The 26,996-nt window shown below is 42.7% G+C and carries 25 protein-coding genes and 5 pseudogenes; 24 read left to right on the forward strand and 6 right to left on the reverse strand.

Annotated elements, in window-relative coordinates; all coding sequences use genetic code 11:
* Window positions 1-7 precede the first annotated feature (7 nt).
* The 11 genes and pseudogenes from trhO to D8793_RS05690 all read left to right on the forward strand — a co-directional run bounded on the left by trhO (window position 8) and on the right by D8793_RS05690 (window position 8,230).
* Window positions 8-994 (forward strand): oxygen-dependent tRNA uridine(34) hydroxylase TrhO, encoded by a 987-nt coding sequence (trhO, locus tag D8793_RS05650; RefSeq protein ID WP_062005591.1) that lies wholly within the window; start codon window positions 8-10, stop codon window positions 992-994.
* 158 nt (window positions 995-1,152) lie between these two features.
* Window positions 1,153-1,956, forward strand: coding sequence for a helix-turn-helix transcriptional regulator (locus D8793_RS05655; protein ID WP_125371498.1), 804 nt, complete (start codon window positions 1,153-1,155; stop codon window positions 1,954-1,956).
* 56 nt (window positions 1,957-2,012) lie between these two features.
* The gene (locus tag D8793_RS05660; RefSeq protein WP_125371499.1) at window positions 2,013-2,429 is read left to right on the forward strand and encodes a VOC family protein; all 417 of its coding nucleotides are present in this window, start codon (window positions 2,013-2,015) and stop codon (window positions 2,427-2,429) included.
* A 9-nt stretch (window positions 2,430-2,438) separates the two neighbouring features.
* Complete coding sequence (locus tag D8793_RS05665) at window positions 2,439-2,789, forward strand: TfoX/Sxy family protein (RefSeq protein WP_125371500.1); 351 nt, start codon at window positions 2,439-2,441, stop codon at window positions 2,787-2,789.
* Between the two features lie 284 nt (window positions 2,790-3,073).
* Entirely contained in the window at window positions 3,074-3,985 is a 912-nt protein-coding gene (locus tag D8793_RS05670; RefSeq protein ID WP_125371501.1) for a DUF4299 family protein, read from the forward strand.
* Between the two features lie 331 nt (window positions 3,986-4,316).
* Window positions 4,317-5,078, forward strand: a complete 762-nt coding sequence (locus D8793_RS05675; protein ID WP_125371502.1) for a nucleoside phosphorylase — start codon at window positions 4,317-4,319, stop codon at window positions 5,076-5,078.
* A 7-nt stretch (window positions 5,079-5,085) separates the two neighbouring features.
* Window positions 5,086-5,869 (forward strand): annotated as a pseudogene (locus tag D8793_RS12395) (ABC transporter ATP-binding protein); the annotation flags it as partial.
* Window positions 5,845-5,940, forward strand: a pseudogene (locus tag D8793_RS12400) (hypothetical protein); the annotation flags it as partial. The pseudogenes D8793_RS12395 and D8793_RS12400, both read left to right, overlap by 25 nt.
* A 27-nt stretch (window positions 5,941-5,967) precedes the next feature.
* Window positions 5,968-6,771, forward strand: a pseudogene (locus D8793_RS12405) (energy-coupling factor ABC transporter ATP-binding protein); the annotation flags it as partial.
* Complete coding sequence (locus tag D8793_RS05685) at window positions 6,764-7,600, forward strand: energy-coupling factor transporter transmembrane component T family protein (RefSeq protein WP_125371504.1); 837 nt, start codon at window positions 6,764-6,766, stop codon at window positions 7,598-7,600. The pseudogene D8793_RS12405 and the gene D8793_RS05685, both read left to right, overlap by 8 nt.
* Before the next feature lie 162 nt (window positions 7,601-7,762).
* A complete protein-coding gene (locus D8793_RS05690; RefSeq protein ID WP_239665871.1) occupies window positions 7,763-8,230 on the forward strand; it encodes a hypothetical protein in 468 nt (155 codons plus the stop codon).
* Window positions 8,231-8,353: 123 nt separating this feature from the next.
* On the opposite strand, the gene D8793_RS05695 is transcribed toward D8793_RS05690, so the two are convergent.
* On the reverse strand, window positions 8,354-8,824 hold the full coding sequence (locus tag D8793_RS05695) for a DUF805 domain-containing protein (protein WP_125371506.1): 471 nt from the start codon (window positions 8,822-8,824) through the stop codon (window positions 8,354-8,356).
* Between the two features lie 362 nt (window positions 8,825-9,186).
* Here D8793_RS05695 and metG point away from each other — a divergent pair, with 362 nt between their 5' ends.
* Both metG and D8793_RS05705 read left to right on the forward strand, forming a co-directional pair.
* Complete coding sequence (gene metG / locus D8793_RS05700; protein ID WP_125371507.1) at window positions 9,187-11,184, forward strand: methionine--tRNA ligase; 1,998 nt, start codon at window positions 9,187-9,189, stop codon at window positions 11,182-11,184.
* A 274-nt stretch (window positions 11,185-11,458) separates the two neighbouring features.
* Window positions 11,459-12,115 (forward strand): DUF4230 domain-containing protein, encoded by a 657-nt coding sequence (locus D8793_RS05705; RefSeq protein WP_125383789.1) that lies wholly within the window; start codon window positions 11,459-11,461, stop codon window positions 12,113-12,115.
* Window positions 12,116-12,300: 185 nt separating this feature from the next.
* Here the strand turns inward: D8793_RS05705 and D8793_RS05710 are convergent, their stop codons facing one another.
* Both D8793_RS05710 and D8793_RS05715 read right to left on the reverse strand, forming a co-directional pair.
* Entirely contained in the window at window positions 12,301-12,507 is a 207-nt protein-coding gene (locus tag D8793_RS05710) for a helix-turn-helix domain-containing protein (protein WP_005590983.1), read from the reverse strand.
* A gap of 12 nt (window positions 12,508-12,519) precedes the next feature.
* Window positions 12,520-13,047: a DUF2975 domain-containing protein gene (locus D8793_RS05715; RefSeq protein WP_125371509.1), complete on the reverse strand. Its 528-nt coding sequence runs from the start codon at window positions 13,045-13,047 to the stop codon at window positions 12,520-12,522.
* A gap of 208 nt (window positions 13,048-13,255) precedes the next feature.
* Here D8793_RS05715 and D8793_RS05720 point away from each other — a divergent pair, with 208 nt between their 5' ends.
* Entirely contained in the window at window positions 13,256-13,762 is a 507-nt protein-coding gene (locus D8793_RS05720) for a DUF3592 domain-containing protein (RefSeq protein ID WP_125371510.1), read from the forward strand.
* 109 nt (window positions 13,763-13,871) lie between these two features.
* Here the strand turns inward: D8793_RS05720 and D8793_RS05725 are convergent, their stop codons facing one another.
* The 3 genes and pseudogenes from D8793_RS05725 to D8793_RS05735 all read right to left on the reverse strand — a co-directional run bounded on the left by D8793_RS05725 (window position 13,872) and on the right by D8793_RS05735 (window position 17,883).
* Window positions 13,872-15,068, reverse strand: coding sequence for a ferredoxin reductase family protein (locus D8793_RS05725; protein WP_125371511.1), 1,197 nt, complete (start codon window positions 15,066-15,068; stop codon window positions 13,872-13,874).
* A 234-nt stretch (window positions 15,069-15,302) separates the two neighbouring features.
* A pseudogene (locus D8793_RS05730) lies at window positions 15,303-16,506 on the reverse strand (DUF2974 domain-containing protein).
* A 117-nt stretch (window positions 16,507-16,623) separates the two neighbouring features.
* Window positions 16,624-17,883 carry an NRAMP family divalent metal transporter gene (locus tag D8793_RS05735; RefSeq protein WP_005590976.1) on the reverse strand — a complete coding sequence of 420 codons (1,260 nt, stop codon included), beginning with the start codon at window positions 17,881-17,883 and terminating at the stop codon, window positions 16,624-16,626.
* Window positions 17,884-18,088: 205 nt separating this feature from the next.
* Between D8793_RS05735 and D8793_RS05740 the strand changes: the two genes are divergently transcribed.
* The 10 genes and pseudogenes from D8793_RS05740 to D8793_RS05790 all read left to right on the forward strand — a co-directional run bounded on the left by D8793_RS05740 (window position 18,089) and on the right by D8793_RS05790 (window position 26,972).
* Window positions 18,089-18,775, forward strand: coding sequence for a response regulator transcription factor (locus D8793_RS05740; RefSeq protein WP_037615348.1), 687 nt, complete (start codon window positions 18,089-18,091; stop codon window positions 18,773-18,775).
* Window positions 18,759-19,739 (forward strand): sensor histidine kinase, encoded by a 981-nt coding sequence (locus D8793_RS05745; RefSeq protein WP_125371512.1) that lies wholly within the window; start codon window positions 18,759-18,761, stop codon window positions 19,737-19,739. The genes D8793_RS05740 and D8793_RS05745 overlap by 17 nt, the downstream gene beginning before the upstream one ends.
* 111 nt (window positions 19,740-19,850) lie before the next feature.
* Window positions 19,851-20,609 carry a TraX family protein gene (locus tag D8793_RS05750; protein ID WP_125371513.1) on the forward strand — a complete coding sequence of 253 codons (759 nt, stop codon included), beginning with the start codon at window positions 19,851-19,853 and terminating at the stop codon, window positions 20,607-20,609.
* An 83-nt stretch (window positions 20,610-20,692) separates the two neighbouring features.
* A complete protein-coding gene (locus D8793_RS05755; RefSeq protein ID WP_005592422.1) occupies window positions 20,693-21,472 on the forward strand; it encodes an ABC transporter ATP-binding protein in 780 nt (259 codons plus the stop codon).
* Entirely contained in the window at window positions 21,453-23,453 is a 2,001-nt protein-coding gene (locus D8793_RS05760; protein WP_125371514.1) for an ABC transporter permease, read from the forward strand. Before D8793_RS05755 ends, D8793_RS05760 begins: the two co-directional genes overlap by 20 nt.
* Before the next feature lie 149 nt (window positions 23,454-23,602).
* Window positions 23,603-24,251, forward strand: a pseudogene (locus tag D8793_RS05770) (ABC transporter ATP-binding protein); the annotation flags it as partial.
* Window positions 24,252-24,469: 218 nt separating this feature from the next.
* Complete coding sequence (locus D8793_RS05775; RefSeq protein ID WP_125371516.1) at window positions 24,470-25,333, forward strand: ABC transporter permease; 864 nt, start codon at window positions 24,470-24,472, stop codon at window positions 25,331-25,333.
* 20 nt (window positions 25,334-25,353) lie between these two features.
* Entirely contained in the window at window positions 25,354-25,809 is a 456-nt protein-coding gene (locus D8793_RS05780; RefSeq protein ID WP_125371517.1) for a LytTR family DNA-binding domain-containing protein, read from the forward strand.
* A gap of 10 nt (window positions 25,810-25,819) precedes the next feature.
* Window positions 25,820-26,221: a DUF3021 domain-containing protein gene (locus D8793_RS05785; RefSeq protein WP_048766511.1), complete on the forward strand. Its 402-nt coding sequence runs from the start codon at window positions 25,820-25,822 to the stop codon at window positions 26,219-26,221.
* Between the two features lie 184 nt (window positions 26,222-26,405).
* Complete coding sequence (locus tag D8793_RS05790; RefSeq protein WP_125371518.1) at window positions 26,406-26,972, forward strand: TetR/AcrR family transcriptional regulator; 567 nt, start codon at window positions 26,406-26,408, stop codon at window positions 26,970-26,972.
* The last annotated feature ends 24 nt before the right edge of the window (window positions 26,973-26,996 follow it).

The raw sequence follows: 26,996 nt of genomic DNA on the forward strand, positions 1-26,996 counted from the left end.
AAATCTTATGGCAAAAGATATTCGCGTATTACTTTACTACAAATATGTTCCGATTGAGAATGCTGAGAAGTTTGCAGCTGATCATCTGGCCTTCTGTAAATCTATCGGTCTGAAAGGCCGTATCCTGGTAGCAGATGAGGGAATCAATGGAACGGTTTCTGGTGACTATGAAACCACTCAAAAATACATGGATTATGTGCACAGCCTTCCAGGCATGGAAGACCTTTGGTTCAAGATTGACGAAGAAAATGAGCAAGCCTTCAAGAAAATGTTTGTTCGCTACAAGAAAGAAATTGTCCACCTTGGTTTGGAAGACAATGACTTTGACAACGACATCAACCCGTTGGAGACGACAGGAGCTTACTTGTCTCCAAAAGAGTTCAAAGAAGCCCTCTTGGACGAAGACACTGTTGTCCTAGACACTCGTAATGACTACGAGTATGATCTGGGTCACTTCCGCGGTGCTATCCGTCCAGACATCCGCAACTTCCGCGAATTGCCGCAATGGGTTCGTGATAACAAAGAGAAGTTCATGGACAAGCGCGTGGTTGTTTACTGTACCGGTGGTGTTCGCTGTGAGAAATTCTCAGGCTGGATGGTGCGTGAAGGATATAAGGATGTCGGTCAGCTTCATGGCGGTATCGCGACTTACGGCAAGGATCCAGAAGTTCAAGGTGAGCTTTGGGACGGCAAGATGTATGTCTTTGATGAGCGTATCTCGGTTGATATCAATCATGTTGATCCAGTTGTGATTGGGAAAGACTGGTTTGACGGTACTCCTTGCGAGCGCTATGTCAACTGTGGCAATCCAGAGTGTAACCGCCGCATCCTGACTTCAGAAGAAAACGAAGACAAGTACCTCCGTGGCTGTTCTCACGAATGCCGCGTTCATCCTCGCAACCGCTATGTGACTGAAAACGGTCTGAGTCAAGCAGAAGTGATAGAACGTTTGGCTGCGATTGGGGAGAGCTTGGAAACACTAGTAGCTCAGTAATTTAATCGTGAAGATAAAAAACTTTAGATGTTTCAAGTGTCTAAAGTTTTTTCATTATTTAGTTGCAGATTAGCTTTTCATTATTCAGATTTCGATGTTTTGTCCCTTCTTTTTGATGTGATATAATGGGCTTAAATAAATGGGAAAGGAGCAAGTCTATGTCTAAAGCTATCATGGAAGAAGTGGCAGCCTATCTGCGTCAGCATGCAGATGAAGAGCTGAGTCTGACTGATTTGGCTCAGCATTTCCACTATAGTCCTTCCCATCTATCCAGAACTTTCAAGAAAAAGATGGGCTTTTCTATCAAGCAATATATGGAAGCTCTTAAGATGGAAAAAGGGATTCAGGAGATTGTGGAAGGTCGGCAAAATGTGACGGATACCTCTATGGAAGCTGGTTATGATAGCCTAGGCAGCTTCTCCAATACGTTTAAGCGGCATACTGGACTTTCGCCTAAAAAATACTATCAGGAATCAACCAAGGCTTATGATTTCATGGTCAAACAGCTGGATGAGAAGGGAGCTTTGTTGCATCAGGATCCCGACTGTAAAAGTGGCAATCGATTGACTGTGACGCTATCTTATCCTGAGGGGTATGAACCACGTATTAGTTGTGTCGGGCTTTTTAAAACCCGCATACCCAAAGAAGAGCCGGTTATCGGAGTAGCACTGAGTCAGGAGAGCCGGTTTATTTTTGAAAATGTACAGGATGGTCACTACTATCTTTTGGCCTGTGAATTGCTGGAGGATTTATGCCTAACTAAAAACTATGTCTTGAAGCATAACTTTCGCTGGGGCAGCGATGAGCCTCTCACTTTTTCAGGCGATAGCATCTATCAGGAGGAAATCAGCATGCGCAGGCCCTTGCCCAGCGATCCACCTATTACAGTTAATCTTCCAGTTTTAATCATGCGTTCCCTAGCCAAACAAGCGCAATTGAGAATAAGAAAATTTTTATCTTAATTGATAAACTGATACTAGAGATTTATTCTCAGATATAAAAAATTGGAGGAACAATAATGAAATTAGACGTATTTTTAAGTTTTAATGGTCAGGCCGAAGAAGCTTTTCGTTTTTATGCAGATCTTTTTCAGACAGAGATAAAGGGACTTGTACGAGCTAGTGAGATGATGGATCCAGCAAACCTTCCTGCAGAAAAACGGGATAAGCTTGCCTGGATTGCTTTAGATACAGAAAACTTGACCCTGAATGGTGAGGATGTAGGTGTTTTTAATGACCTATCTATTCCTAGCAATCATCAGCCTAATCAATGGTTGGTTCTGAGCCCAGATAGTAGAGAAGAAGCCAATGAGCTTTTTGCCAAGCTTGCTGAAGGTGGACAAATTCTCTATCCTTTAGAGGAACAAGCTTTCGCAGAGTTTTATGGCCGCTTGATTGACCGTTTTGGTATCGGCTGGGATGTGATGATGAAGTAGGGGAGAGCGATGGAATATAGTAAATCTTTGGCTCAACAGATTCGTACCATTTTAGCTACTGAACTTCCCCCTCATGTTTTTGAAGAAGAGGTAGAAGAGAAGAAGATGTTTGGTGGTTTGGCTTTTATGGTCCGTGGTAAGATGACCGTTACTGTGAGTTCGAGAAGTCAAGAGCTTGTCATGGTACGCATCGGTAAGGAAATGGAAAAGCAGGTCCTGCCTAAAAATGGTGCCAGTGTCACAGTGATGAAGGGCAGGCTTTATCATGGCTATATTGATTTAGATGGCGAAGGACAAAAGGAACTGCCTTACTGGATCAAGCTAGCCTTGTCCTACAATCAGGAGCTGACGCAAAAATGAAGTGATAGAGCGTTTGGCTTCGATTGGGGAGAGCTTAAATGAAGTAAGTCCTGCATAAAGAATCAAAAACAGTCCACTGGGGCTGTTTTTGATATGGAAAGATAACCTGTTTAGTAATGGGGCTCAGCGTTATGTATTTTAGGATGATGATATGGCAAGCTAGTATTTTTAGAAATAAATCTAGAAAATCTCTTATAGCTCTATTTTTCTAGTTATAGGTCTTTATTTTACATTCTTGTAGCATATGTTATAATATAACAAGATAATATAAGGATGTTTGCTTTATGAGTATTACATTTTCCATTCCAAATAAACGAGGTTTTCTAGGATTTCAGAAAGTTTTAAAAATCAGTGAATTGCTTGGATTTGTTGATGGACTTGAACCCCACCCTATACAGAAAGAGTTTGTGTACCTTGGACTAGATAAGCTTGCTCTATTGAAATGCTGGGTTCCTGCAAAGTCAGGCCGTTATATTGACTTGGAATATGATAAGACTCAACAAACTTACAATGTGCGGATTCTGACTCCTTCAACACTTGCTGATTGGTCTCAGGCCCTTACTTTGATTTCTAAGTTATCAAGTCGTTTGGGGACAAGCATCCGTGATGAACATGGTAGAGAATATAGCAGTTCAAGTGTCTGGGACTACCCTTATCAAGAGGACATAATTTTTGGCTTGGAGGACTTTCTAAAATCAGGCTATGAGCTTGTGTATCAAGATGGTATTCGGAGAACGCTTGCCCTGAGTCCACATCTGGTGGAAGGTTTCTTGAAGGCAGATAATCCTGCTCAGAGTTATAGCGATTTTTTCACCACTCGACAGTATATTGGTGCCTATGACGCTCAAAGTAAATTTTATGGAAGTGAGCAGAGTGAAAAAATTTTAGGGACCTATACGCTAACTGCTGGTGTTGATACAATCCTTCCTCTCGTACCTACCCTCGCACCAGAAGATACTGAATATATTGATGAATCAAAACTTAGCTGGTGCTGTAATCTGGTCGGATGTGATGATGCAGACCCGGACAATCTGGAGAAATTCTTTATTTACAAGAGAATTTCATATTCAGATTTTTTGGACAAGCTTCCTGAAAATATGACACAATTATTTGATGCTGAGAAAGTTCTTGTTTCTGCTATGACTTTTGCCCAAATGAAAGCTCTCTTTGAAGATTGCCAGGAGTTTGTTTTGTAGTCTTTGTTCATGCCAAGACTGGACTCAGCCAGTTTAGCTTCAGCTTCTATTATGGATAAATAATCTTTTTATGTGAAAATTCTTGTTCAGATTGACTGCCCTCCGATAGCTAGATATTAATCTAGCGCACGGGGGCAGTTGCTTTATCCCAATTTTTTGTTTTGAAATGCGCTTGAGCCCATCCTTGCTATAGAGCCTGCCTATATCCTTGGCTAGCTAGAAAATATGCAGGCGATAGTCAGTAGACCGCCTTTTTATGATACAATAGTAGGATAGAGTCAGTGGATGTTAGCTGGCTATTTTATGCTAAAGAAAGGGACAAAACAAGTCGATGATTCTTGAAGAGTTTGATCAAAACCGTAAGGCCATCATCAATCCAGAGGATTTGATAGAGCCTATTGAAGGCTTTCCGCAGACGGCAGTGTCCTGCTTTGCTCGGGAGACCTTTGCCCGAATGCTGGCGGATTTTGACCATGAGTTGATTACGACGACATCTATGGCCAACATTGAGATTCCTATTTATCGTGTCTTTGTGGATGGGCAGGAGCTAGCTCTTTTCAATGCTCCAGTTGGGGCTTCTGCTTGTGTGGCTATTCTGGAGGATTTGATCGCTTTTGGCATGAAAAGACTGGTTCTATTTGGGACTTGTGGTGTGCTAGACGAGGATATCAAAGAAACATCCATCATTATTCCGACAGCAGCCTTGCGCGATGAGGGGACTAGCTATCATTGCCAGCCGGCTAGTTCGGAGATAGCGGTCAATGTCGGCTTGCAGGATTTTCTGGTAAATTTCCTTGAGCAGCGAAGGATTTCCCATAGTTTGGGCAAGGTTTGGACGACCGATGGCATTTTCCGAGAGACTGCGGACAAGCTGCGCAGGCGAAAAGAGGCGGGAGCTATCTGTGTGGATATGGAATGCTCGGCTGTAGCGGCTTTGGCGGCCTTTCGTGGCATTCGAGTTTGCCAGTTCTTTTATGCGGCGGATCATCTGTCTGAGGAGGCTTGGGATATGCGCAATCTGGCTAATCATGCGGACTTAGACGAGAAAGACAAGGTGGCCAATCTGGCGATTCAGATCGCTCTGGCTTTATAGAAAAAACATGGAAAAACCAATTATTCAATTTGAAGATTTTAGTTTTCAATATCAGGCTCAGTCGGAGCCGACTTTGAAGCATATTAATCTGACCATTTATGAGGGGGAAAAGGTGCTGCTTATTGGGCCGTCTGGCTCTGGTAAGTCAACCCTAGGGCAGTGTCTTAACGGTATTATACCCAATATTTACAAGGGACAGGCCAGTGGACATCTCTTGATTAAGGAGCAGCCAGCTTTTGACACCAGCGTTTATGACAAGTCAAATCTTGTCAGCACGGTTTTGCAGGACACGGATGGTCAGTTTATCGGACTCAGTGTTGCAGAGGATCTGGCCTTTGCCTTGGAAAATGATATGGTGGCCTTGCCCTTGATGCGGGAGAAAGTCCTGCGTTGGGCCAAGCAGCTAGACCTAGAGCAGCTTTTGGACCATCGTCCTCAAGACTTGTCTGGCGGGCAGAAACAGCGGGTCAGTCTGGCGGGTGTCTTGATCGATGAGAGCCCAATTTTGCTGTTTGATGAGCCTTTGGCCAATCTCGATCCCAAGTCTGGTCAGGACATGATTGACTTGATTGATCGGATTCATAGAGAAGCTGCGACCACGACCATCATTATTGAACATCGCTTGGAAGATGTTCTTTATCGACCTGTTGATCGAGTTATCCTCGTCAATGATGGGCAAATCCTCTTTAACGGCGCGCCGGATGATCTGCTCAAGACAGAGCTTTTAGCGGAAAATGGGATTCGAGAGCCTCTCTATATCACAGCCTTGCGGCAGCTTGGTTTTGATGTGGCAAGTGCGACTCATCTGGCTGATTTGACCAAGCTGGAGCTTACAGGACTTTCTCAGAATCTGACCGAGCAAAAAGCAGAGCAGGTTGACAGTAGGCACGAAGCTCTTTTGGAACTCGATCATGTTTCTTTTGCCTATCAGAACGACAGACCTATTTTGCGGGATATTAGTCTGAAGATTTTCAAGGGTGAGCGGATAGCCATCGTTGGGAAAAATGGAGCTGGCAAGTCTACTCTAGCCAAGGCTCTTTGTCGTTTTATTGATACAGAAGGGGAGTATCGTTGGCAGGGACAGGATATCAAGGGCGACTCTATCAAGGAGCGAGCGGAGCGGATTGGCTATGTCCTGCAAAATCCCAATCAGATGATTTCAACCACAATGATCTTTGATGAAGTAGCTCTGGGACTGCGGTTGCGTGGTTTGGCAGAGGCGGAAATTGAAGAAAGGGTTCATGCTGTGCTCAAAACTTGCGGTCTCTATGAATTTCGCAGTTGGCCGATTTCAGCTCTGTCTTTTGGTCAGAAGAAGCGGGTGACCATTGCTTCTATCTTGGTACTAAATCCAGAGATTATCCTTTTGGATGAGCCAACAGCTGGTCAGGATCAGCGCCATTATACAGAGATGATGGACTTTCTCGATGAGCTAAACCAGCAGGGACACACGATTATCATGATTACCCATGATATGCAGCTTATGCTGGATTATTCGGATCGGGCCATCGTGGTGGTGGACGGCCAGATTTTAGCAGACCAGTCGCCTGCTCAGGTTCTGTCCAATCATGAGTTGATTGCAGCGGCCAATTTAAAGGAAACTTCGATTTTTAGCTTAGCTGAGAAGCTGGGAATGGATCCGTTAGCTCTGACTCAATTTTACATGCGAAAAAAGGAGGAAAGTCATGTTTAATCAACAGAAATTGATTGGCTACCATGCCGGAAAGACTTTTCTCCATGCTCTTTCTGGTGCTAGCAAACTGATCTTTTTTATCTTGGTTTCAGTGGCGGCCATGATGAGCTACGATACGCGTTTCCTCCTTCTTGTGGCTCTGGCTTCTCTGATGTTATTTCGAGTGTCTGAGATTCGGCTGAAAGATATTTCTTTTGTTCTGGCTTTTGCGGGAACTTTTGCAGCACTGAATATTCTCATGGTTTATCTCTTTGCCCCTCAGTATGGGGTGGAGATTTATGGAGCCAAGAATTTGCTCTGGACAGGCTGGGGAGCTTATAATCTCACGCTTCAGGAGCTCTTTTATCTCTTGAATCTTTTGCTCAAGTATTTCTCAACGATTCCCCTAGCGGTGATCTTTCTCATGACCACCCATCCCAGTCAATTTGCTTCCAGTCTGAATCAAATCGGCCTTTCTTATAAGATTGCTTATGCGGTCAGCCTGACCCTGCGTTATATTCCGGATTTGCAGGAGGAATTTTACCTCATCAAGATGTCTCAAGAGGCGCGTGGGCAAGAATTATCCAAGAAAGCTCCCCTTAGCAAGCGGGTCAAGGGCAATCTGCAAATCGTCATTCCCTTGATTTTCAGCTCGCTCGAGCGAATCAACACCATCGCGACGGCCATGGAGCTGCGTCGCTTTGGGAAAAACAAAAAGCGGACTTGGTACACCCAGCAAGCCTTCGGAAAACTAGACAAACTTGTAATCGTGGTGTCTGTCCTTCTACTAGGCCTCAGCCTTCTTCTTTTCGTTGTCAATCAAGGACGCTTTTATAATCCTTGGGCATAGGATCGAGGTGGAAAACGAGCCATGTTTGGATTGAGAGGATAATTGGTGCAAGAAAAAATAAATTTTAAATTTTATAAGGAATTAGTTTTTCCTATTTTTTGTGGTCTAGGGGCTTTCGCTTTGCTCTTGGCTTTGTCACAGACAGATGAAGTCGGGGGGAGAATGACCCTGATTTTAATCATCTTGCTAATGGCGATGAGCGGTCTCTTTACTTGCCTTGCTATAGTCAATAGGGAAAAGAGTTTGCGACGCTGTCAAGAACTTTATTCTCACTTTCCAGAGCTGGAAAAGGATCTTCAACTGATTTATAGCGACTCTCGTTATGCGCGTGAAAGCTTATCTCTCTATCTCTACAAGGATGCCATCATACGGGTGGATGCTTATTTCCAATTTCTCATGCTTTCTGATTTAGTTGATGTGACCATTAAGATTGAGGAAGTGCAAGAAACAAAGTATGCAAAAGTTCATCACCTGTATCTGTATTACAATCCAATGAGTTCTAACAAAGATATTCGTCTGGCTTTTGGACCTTATACGGATCAAAAATATATTGACTTATTACAGTTTTTAGATGTGATAAATCAAGTTGCTCCTTGGATTCGAATCTATAATGAAGCTGTGGAAAAATAATATGGTTTAACAAACATAAAAAACCAGGTAAATTTAACAGGCCTCCCAAAGAGTTAGATACAAAAATCTAACCTTTCGGGAGGCCTGTTAAAGTAGAATGCTTTTTGTTTGATTCAATGGACTTTACTCGTTTTCAGTTGCCACAAAATTTTGTTGGTAATTTTGCTGCTCTTGATAGGGATTTTGGCTAAATTGCTGATCTTGGTATTCTGTATTATTATAGGAATCATTGCTAACGAGTTCATATTTTGTAGGCTGACAATAAAAAATAAACAGAATAAAATGGCCAAAAAATGGGACCAAGTACAAAAAGAGAAGAGCCCAATAATAGCCACCATCTCGCAATCGTCGAACTTGAATGGCGAGAGAGGGAAGCAGAATTGCAATGTAATAGACAACTATCAGGCCAACAAAGGCGGTAGATAAGGCTCCTCCAGTCTCAGAGTTCAAAACCGTCTCAATCAGAAGAGCAGTACAAAGTATTAGTATCATTACTAAAAAATGGCAGAGAATTGGCCACCAAAATTCTGGGCGAGTTGAGCGACCGGTGAAATCCACATAGCCCTTCCAAAATTTTTTATATGCATCAATCATGTAGTAATCTCCTTAAATATTTTTATATATTCTACTATATTTAGCAAGAATTGGCAAGTTTTGGGGAAATAGCGATCTTTGGCCAGAACAAAATAGATGGCTAAATCAAGGTGTTTTATTATAGCCCTAGAAAAGAATTATGAACAAACTAAGAAGATCGTTTCTCAACCGATTTGATGAATAGAGCTGTTCTTTACTATTACTATCGTCGAAAGAAACTATGGAATAAAACCTATCGTCCTTATTTATTTTAAGAGAAGAAAGCCTAAAATCAATGTCAGTTCCCCTCTTTCAATCGCTAGGAAATATGATATAATAAAGTGTTATCAAAAAAGGTTTCATTAGCCTTGAAAGGATTAAAAATGACTACAAAACAACCATTTTATATTACAACCCCTATCTACTATCCGTCTGGTAAACTTCATATCGGGTCTGCCTATACGACTATTGCCTGTGATGTTTTGGCTCGCTACAAGCGCCTCATGGGCTACGATGTTTTCTATCTGACTGGTCTGGATGAACATGGTCAAAAAATCCAGCAAAAAGCGGAGGAAGCTGGTATCAGCCCGCAAGCTTACGTCGATGGCATGGCAGTTGGGGTCAAAGAACTCTGGAAATTGCTCGATATCTCATATGATAAATTCATCCGTACGACCGATGACTACCATGAAAAAGTAGTGGCTCAGGTCTTTGAACGCTTACTTGCTCAAGATGATATTTACTTGGGCGAATACTCTGGTTGGTATTCAGTTTCAGATGAGGAATTCTTTACAGAAAGCCAGCTTGCAGAAGTTTTCCGTGATGAAGCTGGAAATGTAACGGGCGGAATTGCGCCATCTGGACATGAAGTGGAATGGGTATCAGAAGAGTCTTACTTCCTTCGTCTAAGCAAGTACCAAGATCGCTTGGTAGAATTTTTCAAATCACAGCCCAACTTCATTACTCCAGACGGTCGTCTCAATGAAATGCTGAAAAACTTCATCGAGCCAGGCTTGGAAGACTTGGCCGTCTCTCGGACGACCTTTACTTGGGGCGTGCCTGTGCCATCAAATCCTAAACACGTGGTCTATGTTTGGATTGATGCCCTGCTCAACTATGCGACTGCTCTTGGCTACGGTCAGGATGATCATGTTAACTATGATAAATTCTGGAATGGCACTGTCTTCCACATGGTGGGCAAGGACATTCTGCGTTTCCACTCTATCTATTGGCCAATTCTGCTCATGATGCTGGATATTAAGCTGCCTGACCGCTTGATTGCTCATGGCTGGTTTGTCATGAAAGATGGCAAAATGTCTAAGTCTAAGGGCAATGTAGTCTATCCTGAAATGCTGGTAGAACGTTATGGTTTGGATGCTCTACGCTATTACCTCATGCGCAGTCTTCCAGTTGGCTCAGACGGAACTTTCACGCCAGAAGATTATGTTGGCCGTATCAACTATGAGCTGGCCAATGACCTAGGAAACCTCCTCAACCGTACCGTTTCCATGATTAACAAGTACATTGACGGTCAGGTGCCAGCCTATGAAGAAAATGTGACGGACTTTGATGGAGCTCTAGCTCAGGTGGCAGCTGAATCCATCGTTGACTACTACAAACACATGGATGCAGTGGACTACCCACGTGCTCTGGAAGCAGTCTGGACGCTCATCTCCCGCACCAATAAATATATTGATGAAACAGCTCCTTGGGTTTTGGCCAAGGATGAAGCTAAGGTCAAAGAACTGGCAGCAGTCATGAGTCACTTGGCAGCGAGCCTCCGTGTTGTTGCCCATATGATTGAGCCTTTCATGATGGAAACCAGCAAGGCTGTCCTCAGTCAACTGGGCTTGCCTCAAGCAGTTTCGTTGGAAAACCTAGCAATTGACCAGCTCCCAGCAGGTCTGACAGTTGTAGAAAAAGGGACACCAATCTTCCCTCGTCTAGATATGGAAGAAGAAATTTCCTATATCAAAGGACAAATGGAAGGAAACAAACCTGAGGTTGAAAAAGAATGGAAGCCAGAAGAAGTCGAGCTCAAACTTAACCGTGAAGCGATCAAATTTGACGACTTTGATAAGGTAGAAATCCGTGTCGCAGAAGTCAAAGAAGTTTCTAAGGTTGAAGGCTCTGATAAGCTGCTTCAATTCCGCTTGGATGCAGGAGACGGTCAAGACCGCCAAATCCTCTCTGGTATTGCCAAATACTATCCAAACGAGCAAGAACTGGTCGGTAAGAAAGTCCAAATCGTAGCCAACCTCAAGCCACGCAAAATGATGGGCCGCATCAGCCAAGGTATGATTCTATCAGCCGAGCACGGCGACCAACTGACTCTCCTAATTGTGGACGAGAAAGTACCAAATGGAAGTTTGATTGGGTAGCAATCTTTGCTCTAATGACAATCCCCCAGCAGCCTCCTGCTGGGGAATTTTGATGTATTATTCTCTTTGAGACCGCTTGACAAAAGGTATATATATTTATATAATTTTTATTGAAAAGATTTTAGGAGTTATATTATGAAAATAGTAAAAATTGCATCACTTGTTTTGTTGTTGCTTTTAATTGTCCTTCTTTTTCCGCTGAATCCCTATTTATCAGCTATTCTCGCTATAATTAGTCTTGGAACAGCATTTTTAATTCGGAGGAAATAGGATAATGAAAATAGTTAAAAATTTCATAAGAAAAGTTTTAGGAGCTAAGATTTACGTTTGGATTGTGGTAGCCGTTCTCGCTATCTTTTTTGTTGTTGCGAAAACTTATAATATCGTTGGATATTTCCAAGGGAAAAACGCTTCAGATGAACGAAGCCAAATCTACACGCAGATAACTCACTTGGAAAAAGTTAATGAAAGTGTTTTTTTGAATGTGGGAATTCAAAAAGTCGAAACGATTGAGAAAGATAAAAAAATACCTGGTACTAATATCAGTATTCCACTCTCTGTTAAGAAAGCAATCATTATTATTAATTATACGGCTAAATTTGGAATTAAGGAAGGAGTCAAGGTTAGGAAAATTGCTGAGCATGAGTATGAGCTGACTATTCCTAAATATGAAGTTGTAGGTGTAGAGGTTCCAGATAATCCCAAAGATCGATATAAACTATATGATACGAGTGGACAGTTGTTGAGCGGTTCAACAGAAAATATTGATACTGGAGAGCATGTTGCTAAAACTCTTGGCAATAAAGAACAAGAAGAATATCTTAAACAATATAAAAATCTTATCACAGAATCAGCCGAGAAATATTATAGAGCGATTGTAACTGGTATTGACCCAGAAGCTAAAGTGACCTTTAAAAATGTGAATAAATAGGAATCATAATTTTTTGAGTATTGTTACAGTTTAGCTGATAGTGAAATGTGTCGTTCTATCAAATGGGGAAAGCATCTTGCACATCATTGCAAGGTGTTTTTTTATATCCTATACCATATCGCTAGCCCTTAATTTGTTTAAAACAAACAAATAGTCATAACCACCTGTTTAACGGGTGGTTATGACTATTCATCATCTGTAAATTCTAGGATGTCTCCGGGCTGGCAATCAAGGGTCTGACAGATAGCATTGAGGGTGCTAAAGCGGATAGCCTTAGCCTTGCCCATTTTGAGGATGGAAAGGTTGGCGTTTGTGATGCCGATGATATCGGCTAGTTCTCCCAGTTTCATCTTTTTCTTGGCCAGCTGAACATCAAGATTAACGATAATCATGATAGCAGCCTCCTAGATAGTAAATTCATTTTCTTCAGCTATATCAATCCCCTTTTCCAGAATTTTCATCATCAGCCAAATAATCAGAGCGCCTAAGAGAGGTGTAAAGCTCATACTGGCGTTAAAAGAGAAGGGGAGGGCGATGGGATTGCCTGATGCAGCAACCTTAACGGAAAGAAAGGTCAGAGCCAGAAAGACTTTCCATGCCTTATCAGCTAGTTGCGTGTTTGATGAATCAAAAATCTTTCCACCAATCAAATTTTTGATGAAATTACGAGCAAGATAGATGAGATAAATAGTCAAAGAAGCTGTGAGAAGATTTATAACAAAGGCTAAAATGCTCCACCAATTTGAAAAATCAGCTGAGGGCAGAAATTGAACATTGAGCTTCATTCCCAACCTGTCGGAAAGACCGGTGTAAGAAATCACACTTAGGATAGTAAGAAACACCAGAATAGCAGCATAACCCACTATGATAAGATTCAGAAGATTAACGATATCTTTGAGCAAAGAATTATTCTTTAATTCAATCTTTTTCATGATGCTTACCTCTATCGAAAATCAGTCGGCAGTAGATTTTCTTTTCCTTTTATTCTTATTATAATCTATTTTTTATTGTATTTTAATAAAAATGTATCGAAAAACGATAATTTTTATAAAGGCAAAAAGATATCCTATAGAGACTTTGGTATAGATGAAAATTTTGATACAATATGTATTGAATATCAAAGTAACGAAGGAGATAATAATGAATCCTATGATTACGATTGTGGTGCTTGGGCTACTCTGGCTAGTCATTGTTTTTCCACTCTATCTTCACTACCGAAAAGAAATTTCTATTAAAAGTAAATCTACATCTTTAATATCAGGCAAAGTAGTAGGGTATAACAGTTTCATCTATAGTCGCCATGGTAAGCCACCTCAGGTAGCCTTGCCTATTGTAGAGTATACCGTTCGCGGCAAAAAATATCGAAAAAGACTTGAGTATAAACAGTTTATCCCTGCCTCTTCAGGAAAAATCCAAAAAGATGTCTTTTCAAGTGATTATGTTTACGGCTCGGATAGGAATCTAGACTTGAAAAAAATATTTCCCGTCGGCTCAAATATGGCTGTTTACTATAATCCTAAGAATCCAGAAGAGGCATATGTTGAGCGCTGCATCAGCAATGAAAAGTATTTTAAATATTTGTTTATCGGATTATCTATTTTCTTTCTCATTCTGATTGGAATTAATCTTTTCCGTATATTTTTGTAGTTTGAAAAGTCTATTTTTGGATATTGAGTGATAGAAATTTTATCTTTTTCAAAATCTGTTGAATTCAAATAGAGTAAAAAAGAGGATTGAACTCCTCTTTTTGGTTTCTTTATTTAAACTTAAATCCTTCATAGACCAGATCTGCCTTAGGATTGGTCTTTTTAAATTCGTTGGCTAGTTTATCCATCATCTTGACAGGTCCGCACATGAAGACGGTGGTTTTGTCGTCCAAAGGATAATTCTTGAAGTCCAAATAGCCAGAGACCTTACTATCAACCAAATGAAGGTCAAACTGCGGATTCTTGGCCGCGTAGTCTGTGAGGAGGTCTAGGTAAACAGCATTTTCAGCTCCAGTATAAGCGTAGTAGAAGCTGACTGGACGATTCAGATTAGGATTTTCACGGATATAGGAAATGAAGGGCGTAATGCCAATCCCGCCAGCAATCCAGATTTGTTTTTCCTGCCCTTGGTCAAGAATCATGTGACCATAAGCTTGGTCAATGGTGACTTTGGTTCCCTCTTGGATTTTGTCATAAATTTTTTTAGTGTGATCGCCAGAGTTCTTAATAGTAAAGTATACGATATTGTCATGGCCACCAGAGATAGAGAAAGGATGTGGCGCTTTTTCAAATCCTTCTTGGAAAATCTTGACAAAGGCAAACTGACCATACTGATAGTCTAGCTTTTGACTAAGCTGGATCTTCAACTCCACGGTATCGTGGTTCAGTCGTTTGACCTGCAGAATTTTTCCCAGATGGCGAAAGGCCAAACTTTGATAGAGGAAGATAATGTAAAAGCCAGAAGCTAAACCTATGATAGCGTAGAATCCGACTACGAAACCTAGTAAGGTCGGTGTTAGGAGTCGACCGCCCATCAGCATATAGGCGTGGAAGAGACCAAAGATATAGGCCAAATAAACAAAACGGTGAATCCAGCGCCAAGCCTCATATTTGATGTGCTTGCCAAGATAGGCCACCAGAACAATGCTGACAAATAGATAGATGCCGACGTTCCCAAGCTGGGCTGCCAGATGAGAGCCCCAGAGACTGCCACCCATAGCAACATTGTGGAGAGCAAGCAGGACGACGGAAAAGATAGCTGTAAATTTATGATAATCATACATCTTTTCGATACCATGGAACCATTTTTCCAAAAGGGCGTTCCGAGTCGCAAGTAAAAAGGTCAGCGAAAGAGTAGTCAAGGCCAGACCGGGTACAATAAAGGTGGTCATTCCAGCTGAAGCCCAAGCATAGATGGTCAGGATTATGCTAACAGCAATAAGGGCGATTCCTTTGATAGATTTCATGATGGTTTCCTTTCTGATTTTTATCACTACTTAGTTGTAAATATATTTGTTACATTCTAACAAAGAAAAAACAAGCTGTCATGAGACTGCCTGTCCATCATACTACATGTTGCGTCCAATTTTAGAGAATTAACTTGTTAGTCATAATAAAACACTCCTGAATCTAGTTTTCTAGATTTTGACAGGAGTGTTTTTCTTTTATATTAGAGAGTTTCCAAGTGCTGTATTTATAGCTTATTGCTCATCGGGTTTATCTGTTTGAGCGAAATCATTGCTTGTAAAAGGAAGATTCTTAGTGAATTCGGATAGATTTTCCTTAACCTCTTGAACAAGTTTGCTAGGCTTCAGCAGATTCATGTCGTCTTTCCAAGACTGGTAGCGCATGTCTACCAGTAGTTTGGCGAGGCGCGACAGCATTTCCCGCTCCTGGTCTGTGAGAGCATTGGCATTTTCAAAAACAGCTAGGATTTTGTTGAAATTTTCCAGCTTGGTGAGGTCATTGATGGAGCTGATGCCAGCATCTAGGATGAGGCCGAAAAAGAGGTCGAAAAAGTCTTTTAGTTCGTCATCAGAAACGCTATCTACCCAGTTTTTCAGAGTTTTATCTACTTGAAGGCTGTCTGGATTAAGGTTGTCCAGTAGGACAAAAGTCTGGCCACTGATCTGCCAAGTGAAGGTATCGTGCTGGGCCAGAGCCGATAGCTGTACTTTTGACAATCTGAGCCTGCTTGGGCGTTTCGAGCATCATTCCGACGATAGAGCCTTGCGGAATGTAGCGCTTTATCTTGTCTGAAATAGTCTGGTAGCCTTGACTGGTGATGACCGAGTGATTCAGTCCAGGAGCATCATAGCTGTAAATGCTCTGAATGCGCTCTTGATACTCTGGCTCGATCTGACTAGCAGCGTAGGAAGCTAAGTTGCCGCCCTTCGAGTGGCCCGTCAGGATGAACTGCCCAGGCAGAGCATCCATGGCTTTTCGCAGATAATTGACCGCCGTTTTTTGAGCTGGGACCTGATCCATATAGGTCATGTGGAAGTCCTCTTTCCAGCCGATAATGGAATCATCAGTTCCGCGGAAGGTTAGAACATAGCTATCAGGCTTGATTTTGAAAATCATAGCTGCAAACTGCTTTTGGATATCAGGATCAATATCATTGACATAGCCCATAAGCTTAATATTTTTAAAACGGGTTGAGCTAGCTACCTTTTCTAAAAGTTTCAGACGATTTTTAGTCACCAACATGGACAAATCCTGGGGCACTTTTTCAGCAGCCTCAAACAAGCGGCAAGTACAATCAGGGGACATCTGGTCAGACACGATCTGGTCAAAAGGCAGATAAGTTATCTCGGTCAGCATCAGCATATCCAGTTCATTAAAGGGGGTATCGTAGATACTGTCGTAAGCTACTTGGTCTAGGTAATCAAAAATTATTCCCATATTTATCTCCATATTCTATCTTCTTCCAGTATAGCATAAGTGGGGCAGGTTGTCAGAAAGGAAAAAGAAAAGAGCGGAACTCTGAAGATGTCCTTCAGTATTTCCAGCTCTTTTGATCTAGTAAGCCTTACCGATGAGGATGGCGTAGATAAAGAATAAGGCAAAGCCAAAGAGGAAGATCAAACCAAGGATGGAAAGACCTTTTAGCCATTTGCTCAGATGTTTATTCTCGCTCGTAACGAGGAGATAGTTTAGAAGAGCAAAAAATGGAGTAGTCAGGAAGGAAGCAATCATGGCAAAACGAAGCATGAGAGCCACACTACCTTGGAAGAAGTAGATGATAACGCCACCGATAATAGCTGTAGCGGTCATCCAGATATGCAGAGTTTTTTGAGAAGTCTTCTCTTCATTGAGAAGGAGGCGTAGGGATTCAGCGTTTACACGGGAATAGCCATCGATAACGGTAATAACTGTACCAAAGATACAGAGAAAGGCGATGAAAGTAATCAGAATCCGTGACCAGTCGCCAAGAACAGATGCGTACATCCCAACGAATTGCTGGATGTAGGCAGCACCAGCATCTTGAACTGCTTGGCCAGTTGGATACTGGATAAGAGCGCCCATAGCGACGAAGAAGATAGCCAGAATGGCCGTACCGATATAGCCAACATTAAAGTCAAAGAGACCGTCTGTGACAGAGATATTGACAGATTTTCCTTTCTCAGCAGTCCAGAGGGAGTTGATTGCTGAAATCTCGATTGGAGCTGGCATCCAGCCCATTAGAGAAACGATGAAAGGCAAGGCAGCCATTTGCCAAGGTGTCTTTTCAACGAAGTCTGCTCCGTACTCAGGATGCTTGATAATGGCAACGATGACTGCAATAACGGTTGCAAAGGTTAGAGCGGACATGATCCATTTAGCAAGGCCATCGAGGAACTTGTAGCCACCAAAGAGTAGCATTGCCCAGATCAGGATGATGAGGATCAGAGACCATTGAGTAATACTGAGTCCAAGGGCGTTTGGAAAGGCGCTGGCGATAATGGCAGCACAGAGAATCCCAACCCCTGCTGTATTGACCAAGGCGGAGAAGACATTTAAAACGAAGAAGATGCCCAAGTAGACTTTTCCTTTTTGGGCATAGCCTTCAACCAAGCTGTGACCAGTTTCTAAGGTGTACTCAGCACCGAAGCGAAAGAAGGGATATTTGAAGAGGTTAGCCAAGATGACCAGTCCCATCAAAGCCCAGCCATACTTGGCGCCTGCTTGAGCAGAGGAAACAATGTGAGAGCCACCAACAGCAGCAGAGGCCATGAGGATCCCAGGACCTAGGGCTTTTAGTTTAGACTGCCAGGTAGATGTCTGAGTTTGTTCTAGCATAATAATCTCCTTATTATAAAAAATGAATTTTCAGACAATTCTGAATGTAGTGTTATTTTATCTTTTTACTATACTTTTGTCAATACTCCTTGAATTATTTCTTGAAAATTTCTGAAAATAACGTAAATTTCAGACTAAAAAAGTCTCTGTGATTTAAGGGAGAATTTGATATAATAGCAGTAAGAAAAATGAGTGAGGAAATGGAATGCACAAGATTTTACTGGTCGAGGATGATGCGGTCATCCGTCAAATGATCAAAAAAATGCTGGAGCAATGGGGCTATCAGGTTGTGGCGATTGAAGATTTTATGCAGGTTTTGACAACCTTTGTCAAGGAGGAGCCCCAGCTGGTGCTGATGGATATTGGCCTGCCCCTCTTTAACGGCTACCATTGGTGCCAGGAAATTCGGAAGATTTCGACGGTACCGATTATGTTTCTGTCTTCGCGCGACCAGTCCATGGATATCGTCATGGCCATCAATATGGGTGCAGATGACTATGTGACCAAGCCTTTTGATAATAATGTCTTTTTGGCAAAAGTTCAAGGCCTGCTGCGACGTTCGTATGAGTTTGGGACGGATCAAAGCCTTTTGGAATATCAGGGCGTGATTTTAAATCTTAAATCCATGGATTTGGTCTATGAGGGCGAGCTTGTAACGCTGACCAAGAATGAATTTCAGATTTTGCGGGTGCTCTTTGAGCATTCTGGCAGCATTGTGGCGCGTGATGACTTGATGAAGGAGCTCTGGAACAGCGATTTCTTTATTGATGACAATACCTTGTCCGTCAATGTTGCCCGCCTGCGCAAGAAGCTGGAGGAGCACGGTCTGAAGCATTTTATTGAGACGAAAAAAGGGATAGGATATGGTTTGACCAATGGACATGCAGGATAAATTTTTCTTTTTGAAGCATCATCTGTATTCCCGTCGCTTCATCTTGATGCTCTTGCTGATTGTATTTTCAATTATGGGGATGTTTGCCTTTATTTTTGAAGACGGGCGCAGCCTGCTAGAGTATCAGCTGCTCTTAGCCTTTCTCCTCGCTAGCTTTTTCTTGGGAATGGATCTCGCTAGTGCCTATAAGGAATATCGCAACCAGCTCTTCTATGCCTCAGGTCGGCCTCAGACTGCCTTAGAGGTTCTCCTTTTTGAGAAACTGGCTCTTTTGGAAATGGACAAGAAGAACCGTGCGATTGAGGAGAGGGAGAAGCTAAATGACCTGATGGACTACTATACGCTCTGGGCCCATCAGATTAAGACGCCTATTGCGGCTAGTTCCTTGCTGGTCGGAGAGATTGAGGACAAGAAGGTCAAGAATCAGCTGGAGCAAGAGCTTTTCAAGATCGAGTCCTATGTCAATATCGTCTTGCAGTACCTTCGTTTGGAGAGTTTCCACGAGGATTTGGTCTTGAAAAAGGAAAATATTGAAGACTTGGTCAAGGAGATTGTCAAGAAGTATGCGATTTTCTTTATCCAAAAGGGCTTGAGCCTCAATTTGCATGATCTGGACCGAACCATCATCACAGACAGGAAATGGTTTGTCGTTATTTTGGAGCAAGTGCTGTCGAATAGTCTGAAATACACCAGCCAAGGCGGGATTGAAATTTATTTTCAGGAGGATAGGCTTTATATCAAAGACAGCGGTCTGGGCATTCAAGATGCGGATTTGCTACGCGTTTTCGAGCGAGGTTTTTCGGGCTATAATGGTCGCCTGACCCAGCAGTCATCTGGCTTAGGACTTTATCTGTCCAAGAAAATCGCAGATGAGCTGGGGCATCAGATCAGTATTGCTTCGCAGGTCGGCCAGGGAACGACTGTCATGATTAGTTTTTCAGAGAAGAAGATGATATTTGAATAAGGCATTCTTACAAATTTGTAAGGTTGGCCAGTGAAATTGAAAGGTTAGGTTATGGTACCGACCTTTCTTTTTTTGTAAGATAGATGTATAAAGAAGACAAGGAGATATGAAATGAAAACAAGAGGATTAAATGCTTTCCAACTCAAGCTTTTCATGGCCTTTTTAATGGTTTTTGATCATATTGGTAAGATTCCAGGGCTTTTGCCGACGGGCTGGGACGGGATTTTTCACCTGCTGACTCGCTGTGTAGCTGCTTGGTTTGCTTTTAGCGCAGTAGAAGGCTTTCTGCATACGCGCAACCGCTTGGCCTACAATGCACGCTTGTTTATCTGGGCGGCTATCATGCAGCTGGGCAATACCATCCTGACCATGCTCTTTCATAGCAAGGGGATTCATCTTGAGAATAATATCTTTCTCAGCTTAGCCTGTGGCGTTCTGGTGCTTAATCTTGTATTTGGTCTTTCCAAAAATAGTGAAGAGATTATGGATGAGAAGCGCTATTTTCGGATTGGAGCGGCAGTCTTAATCGGTTTGGCAGGAGTTTTTTTGACAGAAGGCGGCATGACCATTATTCCTTTGATGCTGATTAGCTATATCTTCCGCAATCAGCCTGCTCTCAGAACTTTTTCTTACATGGTCTTGGCTTTTCTGCTCTTCTGTCTGAGCATTGAAATCTACCCAACCATGGGAGCCACCCTTTCGATGATGCTCTACAATTCAGACTGGGCCTTTATTACCGTCTTGCCCTTCCTCCATCTCTACAATGGCGAGCGAGGCTATAATGGCAAGTGGGGCAAGTATTTCTTCTATATCTTTTACCCAGCCCATCTCTGGATCATCGCACTGATTGCTTATCTAGTGCAGAGATAAAAATATTGGCATTTAAAAATTAGTAAAATATGGAAATAAAGCTGTTTCTGTATTAAAATGGAATTATAGAAAAGGAGATCATGATGACCTTATTAGATGTACAACACGTGAAAAAGATTTATAAAACTCGCTTTCAGGGCAGCCAAGTGGAGGCGCTGAAAGACATTCACTTTACGGTAGAAAAAGGCGAATATGTCGCCATCATGGGTGAGTCAGGTTCTGGGAAATCCACCCTGCTCAACATCTTAGCCATGCTGGACAAGCCGACTGAGGGCCGCGTCTTTCTCAACGGAACTGACACAGCAACCATCAAAAACAGCCAGGCTTCCAGCTTCCGCCGAGAAAAATTAGGCTTTGTCTTTCAGGATTTTAACTTGCTGGATACATTATCGGTCAAGGATAATATTCTCCTACCCTTGGTACTCTCTCGTCGTCCCATTACCGAGATGATGCAAAAGTTGGTCACCACCTGCAACGAACTGGGGATAAATAAACTCCAAGAGAAGTTCCCTTATGAAATTTCCGGTGGTCAGAAGCAGCGAGTGGCAGTAGCCCGTGCTATTATCACTGAGCCTGAGATTTTGCTGGCAGATGAGCCGACAGGAGCCTTGGATTCCAAGTCTTCGGCAGCTCTCTTAGATGTCTTTGATGACATTAATGATCGCGGCCAGACCATTCTCATGGTAACTCACTCGACTTCGGCGGCTAGTCGGGCCAAGCGGGTGCTCTTTATAAAAGACGGGATTCTCTACAATCAAATCTTCCGCGGCAACAAGACCGAGCGGCAGATGTTCCAAGAGATTTCCGATACTCTGACAGTCATGGCAAGTGAGGTGGGCAATTATGTTCAAACTAACGAGTAAACTGGCTTTATCAAATCTGATCAAAAATCGCAGTTTGTATTATCCATTTGCCTTGGCAACGGTACTGGCAACAGCGATTTTGTATAGTTTTGTCTCACTGGCTCACAGTCCAAATATGGAAACTTCTTATGGTGGTACAGCAGCTCGCATGACTTTGCAGTTTGGTATCCAAGTCATTCAGATTGCCGTCCTTATCCTTATCACCTATGCCAATAGCTTTGTCATGAAGAACCGTTCGCGTGAGCTTGGTGTCTATAGTGTGCTAGGGATGGAGAAGCGTCACTTGCTGCTCATGACCTTCTTTGAACTCTGTGTCTTTTATCTGGCTACAGTCGGTCTGGGTATCTTGTCTGGCCTAGCTTTAGATAAGATGCTCTATGCAGTCCTTTTGAAATTGATGGGAATGCCGGCAGTTCTTGCCTCGACCTTCCAATGGCAGAATGTCTGGATGACTCTAGCTAGTCTGGGTGTCGCTTTTGCGGTGATTTTGTTGCTCAACTCTACGCGTCTTCTACGCTATAGCTCTCTTAACCTAATGAAAGAAAAGAAAGCTGGCGAGAAGAAAGGACGCTTCCTTTGGGTGCAAACCTTGCTGGGGCTCTTGCTCATGGGAGTGGCTTATTACATGGCTTTGACCGTTACCAAACCTGTCGCTGCTATCGGCAATTTCTTTGTAGCTGTGATCATGGTTATCCTAGCAACCTATCTGCTTTTTAATGCCGGTTCGATTACACTATTGCAATTTCTCAAAAAGCGCAAAGGCTACTACTATAAAACGCAGAATTTCATTTCTGTTTCCAATCTCATCTCGCGGATGCGTAAAAATGCGGCAGGATTGGCAACCATCTCCATTCTATCTACCATGCTCCTTGTGACTTTGGTTGGTACAATCAATATCTATGTTGGAGGTCAGGATTATATTACTACCTTGCATCCAAAGGATTACAATGTTAGCGTCGTCTTGCCGAAATCAACCGAGCAGAAGGAGGCTCTGTTGGATAAGGTTCAGCAGGTCGCTCAGGATACAGGTCTGAAGAAGCCAAGCTATACTACCTATCTCTATCAATCAGCCTTCATCATGAAACTAGCTGGAAATGATATCACGGTTCCAGCGCAAAGCGAGCTGGATTCGGATCCAAGTATCTTGACCAAGTCTGCCGGCACGATTACAGTTATCAATCGTCAGGATTATGAACAAATGACAGGGAAAAAGATAGACTTGGCAGATGATGAAACTCTTGTCTATGGAAAAAATGTTTCCTTAAATAAGGATAAACCTCTCCGAGTAAATGGTAAGGACTGGAAGATCAAGCAGATTTTACCGTCGAATTTCACGCATGGGGAAATCCCTAATCCAAACGACGTGGCCATGGAGCAGGGCCTCTATATGGTGGTCAATGATAGTAAAGAAGTAGGACTAAATGTTGCACACTATTACTACATTGGAGTTGCTTCAGAGACTAAGGGCAGTAAGAAATTTGTCGAGCAAGTCCAGCTGGGACTGAGGGATACTTTGGATCAGGAACAGGCCCAAGATGGCAGCTACGCAATGGCTAGTGATCGTCATAGCGCAGAAAAGAGCTATCAGGAACTTACTGGAACCTTGCTCTTCATCGGTGTCTTCTTATCCGTTATCTTTCTTCTAGGAGCTGTTCTTGTGATTTACTACAAGCAAATCTCTGAAGGCTATGAGGACCGTGATGGCTTTATCATCTTGCAAAAGGTTGGTTTAGATGAAAAGCAAACCAGAAGTACCATTCGCAAGCAGATTTTGACTGTTTTCTTCCTACCTCTCATCTTTGCTTTTCTACATATAGCAGCAGTCTTTCATATGCTGCGCTTGATAGTTGCTCTATTGGGAGTGACCAATCTTCCTCTCTTAATCCAGACAACACTTGCAACTTGCGGCGTCTTCCTCCTGACCTATATTTTAGTATTCTTACTAACTTCTCGCAGTTACCGCAAGATTGTCGCCCGCTAAGAGCAAATCCCTGACCTCTGGTCGGGGATTTTTTAATGTCTGGAATTTTACCACTCATCTCCCTCATTTTACCGCTTGTCCAAAAAGCCGAGATTTTTTAAAAAAGACTTGCTATCATAGTCTCAGAAGTTAAGACAGGAGAAAAGAACATGTTAGTCCAAGTAAAAAATCTGACCAAAGTTTATGGAGACAAGGTAGCAGTTAATGGCCTGAATTTAGAAATTGAGGCAGGTAGTTTTACAGCCATTTTAGGGCCAAATGGAGCAGGAAAATCGACAACGATTCAGATGTTGATTGGACTTTTGCAGCCAACATCAGGACAAATCACTTATGCAGAACAAACCAAGCTGGGTGTGGTCTTTCAAAATAGTGTGCTAGATGCCAATTTGACAGTAATTGAAAATCTGCAAATTCGTGCCAAGCAGTACAAGCAGGTGGAAACTGGTAAGATTGAGCAATTGATTGAGCAACTGGGGCTGACTAGTTTTGCCAAACAACGCTACGGGACGCTTTCTGGTGGACAAAAGCGACGGGTGGACATTGCCCGTGCGCTGCTCAATAGTCCCGACTTACTTTTTCTGGATGAGCCGACGACAGGCCTGGATATCCAGATTAGAGAAAGAATCTGGAAGCTACTCAAAGACCTGCAGCAGAAGGAAAAGATGACCGTAGTTTTGACAACCCACTATCTCAATGAAGCCGACGACGCAGATAAGATTTATATCGTAGACCATGGTCAAGTCACCGCGCAAGGCTCTGCTGACCAGATCAAGGAGCGCTATGCCCGCAATGTTTTGCGAATTCTGACCCCAGATTCAGAGGACTTGAAGGCTGCTTTGCCGACTAGCTGTGAATGGGAGCAAACCAAGGAAAATGAGTTTTTCTTTTATCCAGAGACGACGAAGGAAGCCTTGGCTTTGCTGGGCCAGATTGGCTCCTATATTGAACAATTTGAATTCCAACCCGGAACCATGGATGATGCCTTTATGGCTCTGACAGGAAGAGAGGTACGTTAAATGTTAATGTTGATCAAACGAAATTTTTTGCTCTATTTTCGCAATCATAGTGGGGTGATCCTATCTCTCTTTGGAGCCATTATTCCCTTTGTTTTATATCTGGTTTTCCTAAAGAACAACATGAAAGGCTCTTGGTCAGACAGTAGCCATGCGACGGAACTGCTCGACTTTTGGTTGATTAGCGGAACACTGGCTGTCACCGCCTTGACAACTACTCTATCAGCTTTTTCGCAACAGACCGAAGACCGAGAAAGAAAGGTGACTGCCGACCTCTTTATCACAGATTTAGGGCAATGGGGCTTGCGGTTTAGCTACCTAATCAGTGCCTTTGCGATTGGCTTTGTCATGCAGGTCTTCATGTTTGCTGTCATGCTGACCTACTTTATTCTAGCGGACAAGATTTCCTTTGACTGGGGGCTTCTTCCCCAGCTGGTCGGCCTCATGATGCTCAATAGCTTGCTGGCAAGTCTCCTCAATGCGCTAGTTGTTCCTTGTTTCAAATCGGTGAATTCCTTGGGACAGTACGCGACGGTCATTGGTGCGGCCTCTGGTTTTCTAGTGGGAACCTATATTCCGATTGGGACTCTGCCCAGCCTTGCCCAAAATCTCATGAAACTGACTCCCTTAACCTACATGGCTTCCCTCTTCAGACAAGTCCTGATGAAGGATTCTCTGACAGAAGTTTTTGCTGGTCAGGGTCAGCTCCAGCAAGACTTTGAGAAGCTCCTAGGTATCCGTATCGAATGGCAAAAGCTCTTGACAAGCCAAGAAACATACTATATAGTTGGAGTAGTGCTCACGGTAGCAGCCCTGTTCTGGCTAGGTCAAAATTGGCTGCTGAATCGACGGATGAGCTTCAAGTAAAGAAAGTAGGAGGCCTAGGTTTGCAGACAAGATTTGAAGAAGATGCTCAGATTTCTTCCCAAGACCCGCTGGTCGTCGTGAAAGCGGATCAGTTGGCTGGCGAGGCCAAGACCGTCCTAGACTATCTGGAACACTATAAGGCTGGTCCAAGTGGTGTCCTGCCTATTAAATCGGATGATAAGCTGGTCATGCTCAAGACGGAAGACATTATCCTGGCTGATATCAATCAGACAACCCTGATGATTTACAGTACCGAGGGCATTTACACAACGACAGAAACGTTGACTCGTTTTCAAAATCGTCTCAATAGTCGCAATTTCATTCAGGTGTCGCGGCATGCAGTCATTAACATCGATCATCTGGAATCCTTGTCGGATAGCTTTTCGGGTAATATGACTGCCAAGCTAAGCAATCAGCTCAAAACCGATGTCAGCCGCCGTTATGTCAAGCTGCTTATGGACTATTTGGGAATTTAGGAGGAAAATAATGACCTTTAAAAAAATTCTAATCGGCATGCAGGATGGTCTGAGAACAGGTAGCTTGGTCTTTCTGCTGGTAGGCCTGTTCTCAGGAAAAACATTTTTGTTGACTCCTAGCTCTATTCTCAGTGTCCTCCTTGTCAGCGCCTTGATTGGAGTAGCAAGCTATATCTTTGATGCGACAGATCGCTTTCCATTTCCTTTCCTACTTTTCTGCCACTTTGTAGTGACAGCGACCATCGTTTGTCTAGCTGTGATCTGCAACGGCTGGGGGACCATGCTTTTCGGCTGGTTCTTCTGGCTAAACTTTGTGTTGATTTACCTCTTGGTTTGGTTTCTTATCTCCGTTGATTCGATGATCAAAACCAAGAAAATCAACGAGGCCTTAAAAAATCGTAGAAAACACTAATGTATCCAAGATGCAAGCAAGTTTTATCGAGAACTTGTTTGTTTTTTTATTTAACAAAGGAGCTATTATCTCAAACTGCCGTCTTCCTTTCAAAGTATGATTTCTGCTTTTCTTGACAAAGATTTTAAAAGTGTTATAATTTGAATGAATAGAAAATTAAATTCATTCACAAAAGGAGAAGGTCATGGACAAAAAAGCTGAATTATTGGCTGAGGCTAGGCAGGTGTTTGCTGAGAAGGGCTATAAAAAGACGAATATTTCAGATATTACCAAGCGTGCTGGCATGGCTGTTGGCTCCTTTTATAAGTATTATGAGTCCAAGGAAGCTATTTTTTTAGAGGTTTATGTAGCTGAGAATAACCGCATACGTGAGGAAACCATGCAGCGCGTGGATTGGCAGGGTGAGCCAGAGGCAGTCGTTGAGCAGCTTTTTGCAGTCACTTTTGAGTTGATTTCGCCTAATAAAATTTTGGCTGAGTGGACCAAGCCGGGCATTTCTCAGATCTTGCACGACTACTATAATCAGGATGCTGGCCGTGCGGCCAATGCTTTTCACCAGTTTCTGATTCGGACTTTCAGCCAGCGTTTGCAGGAGAAGGGCTTTTCACAAAAGGAAGTCGCCCAAATCATGAAGGCTTACGATTTGATCTACTACATTGACATGCATGTGACAGAGCAGGATTTTCCAGGTTATTTTGAGAGTATCGAGACCTTGGTGAAATATTTTTTAAAGGGAATTTTTGCTAAATAAGAATTTCCTTTTCTTGGAAGATGA

Source organism: Streptococcus cristatus (assembly GCF_003943465.1).
Classification (GTDB): domain Bacteria; phylum Bacillota; class Bacilli; order Lactobacillales; family Streptococcaceae; genus Streptococcus; species Streptococcus cristatus_C.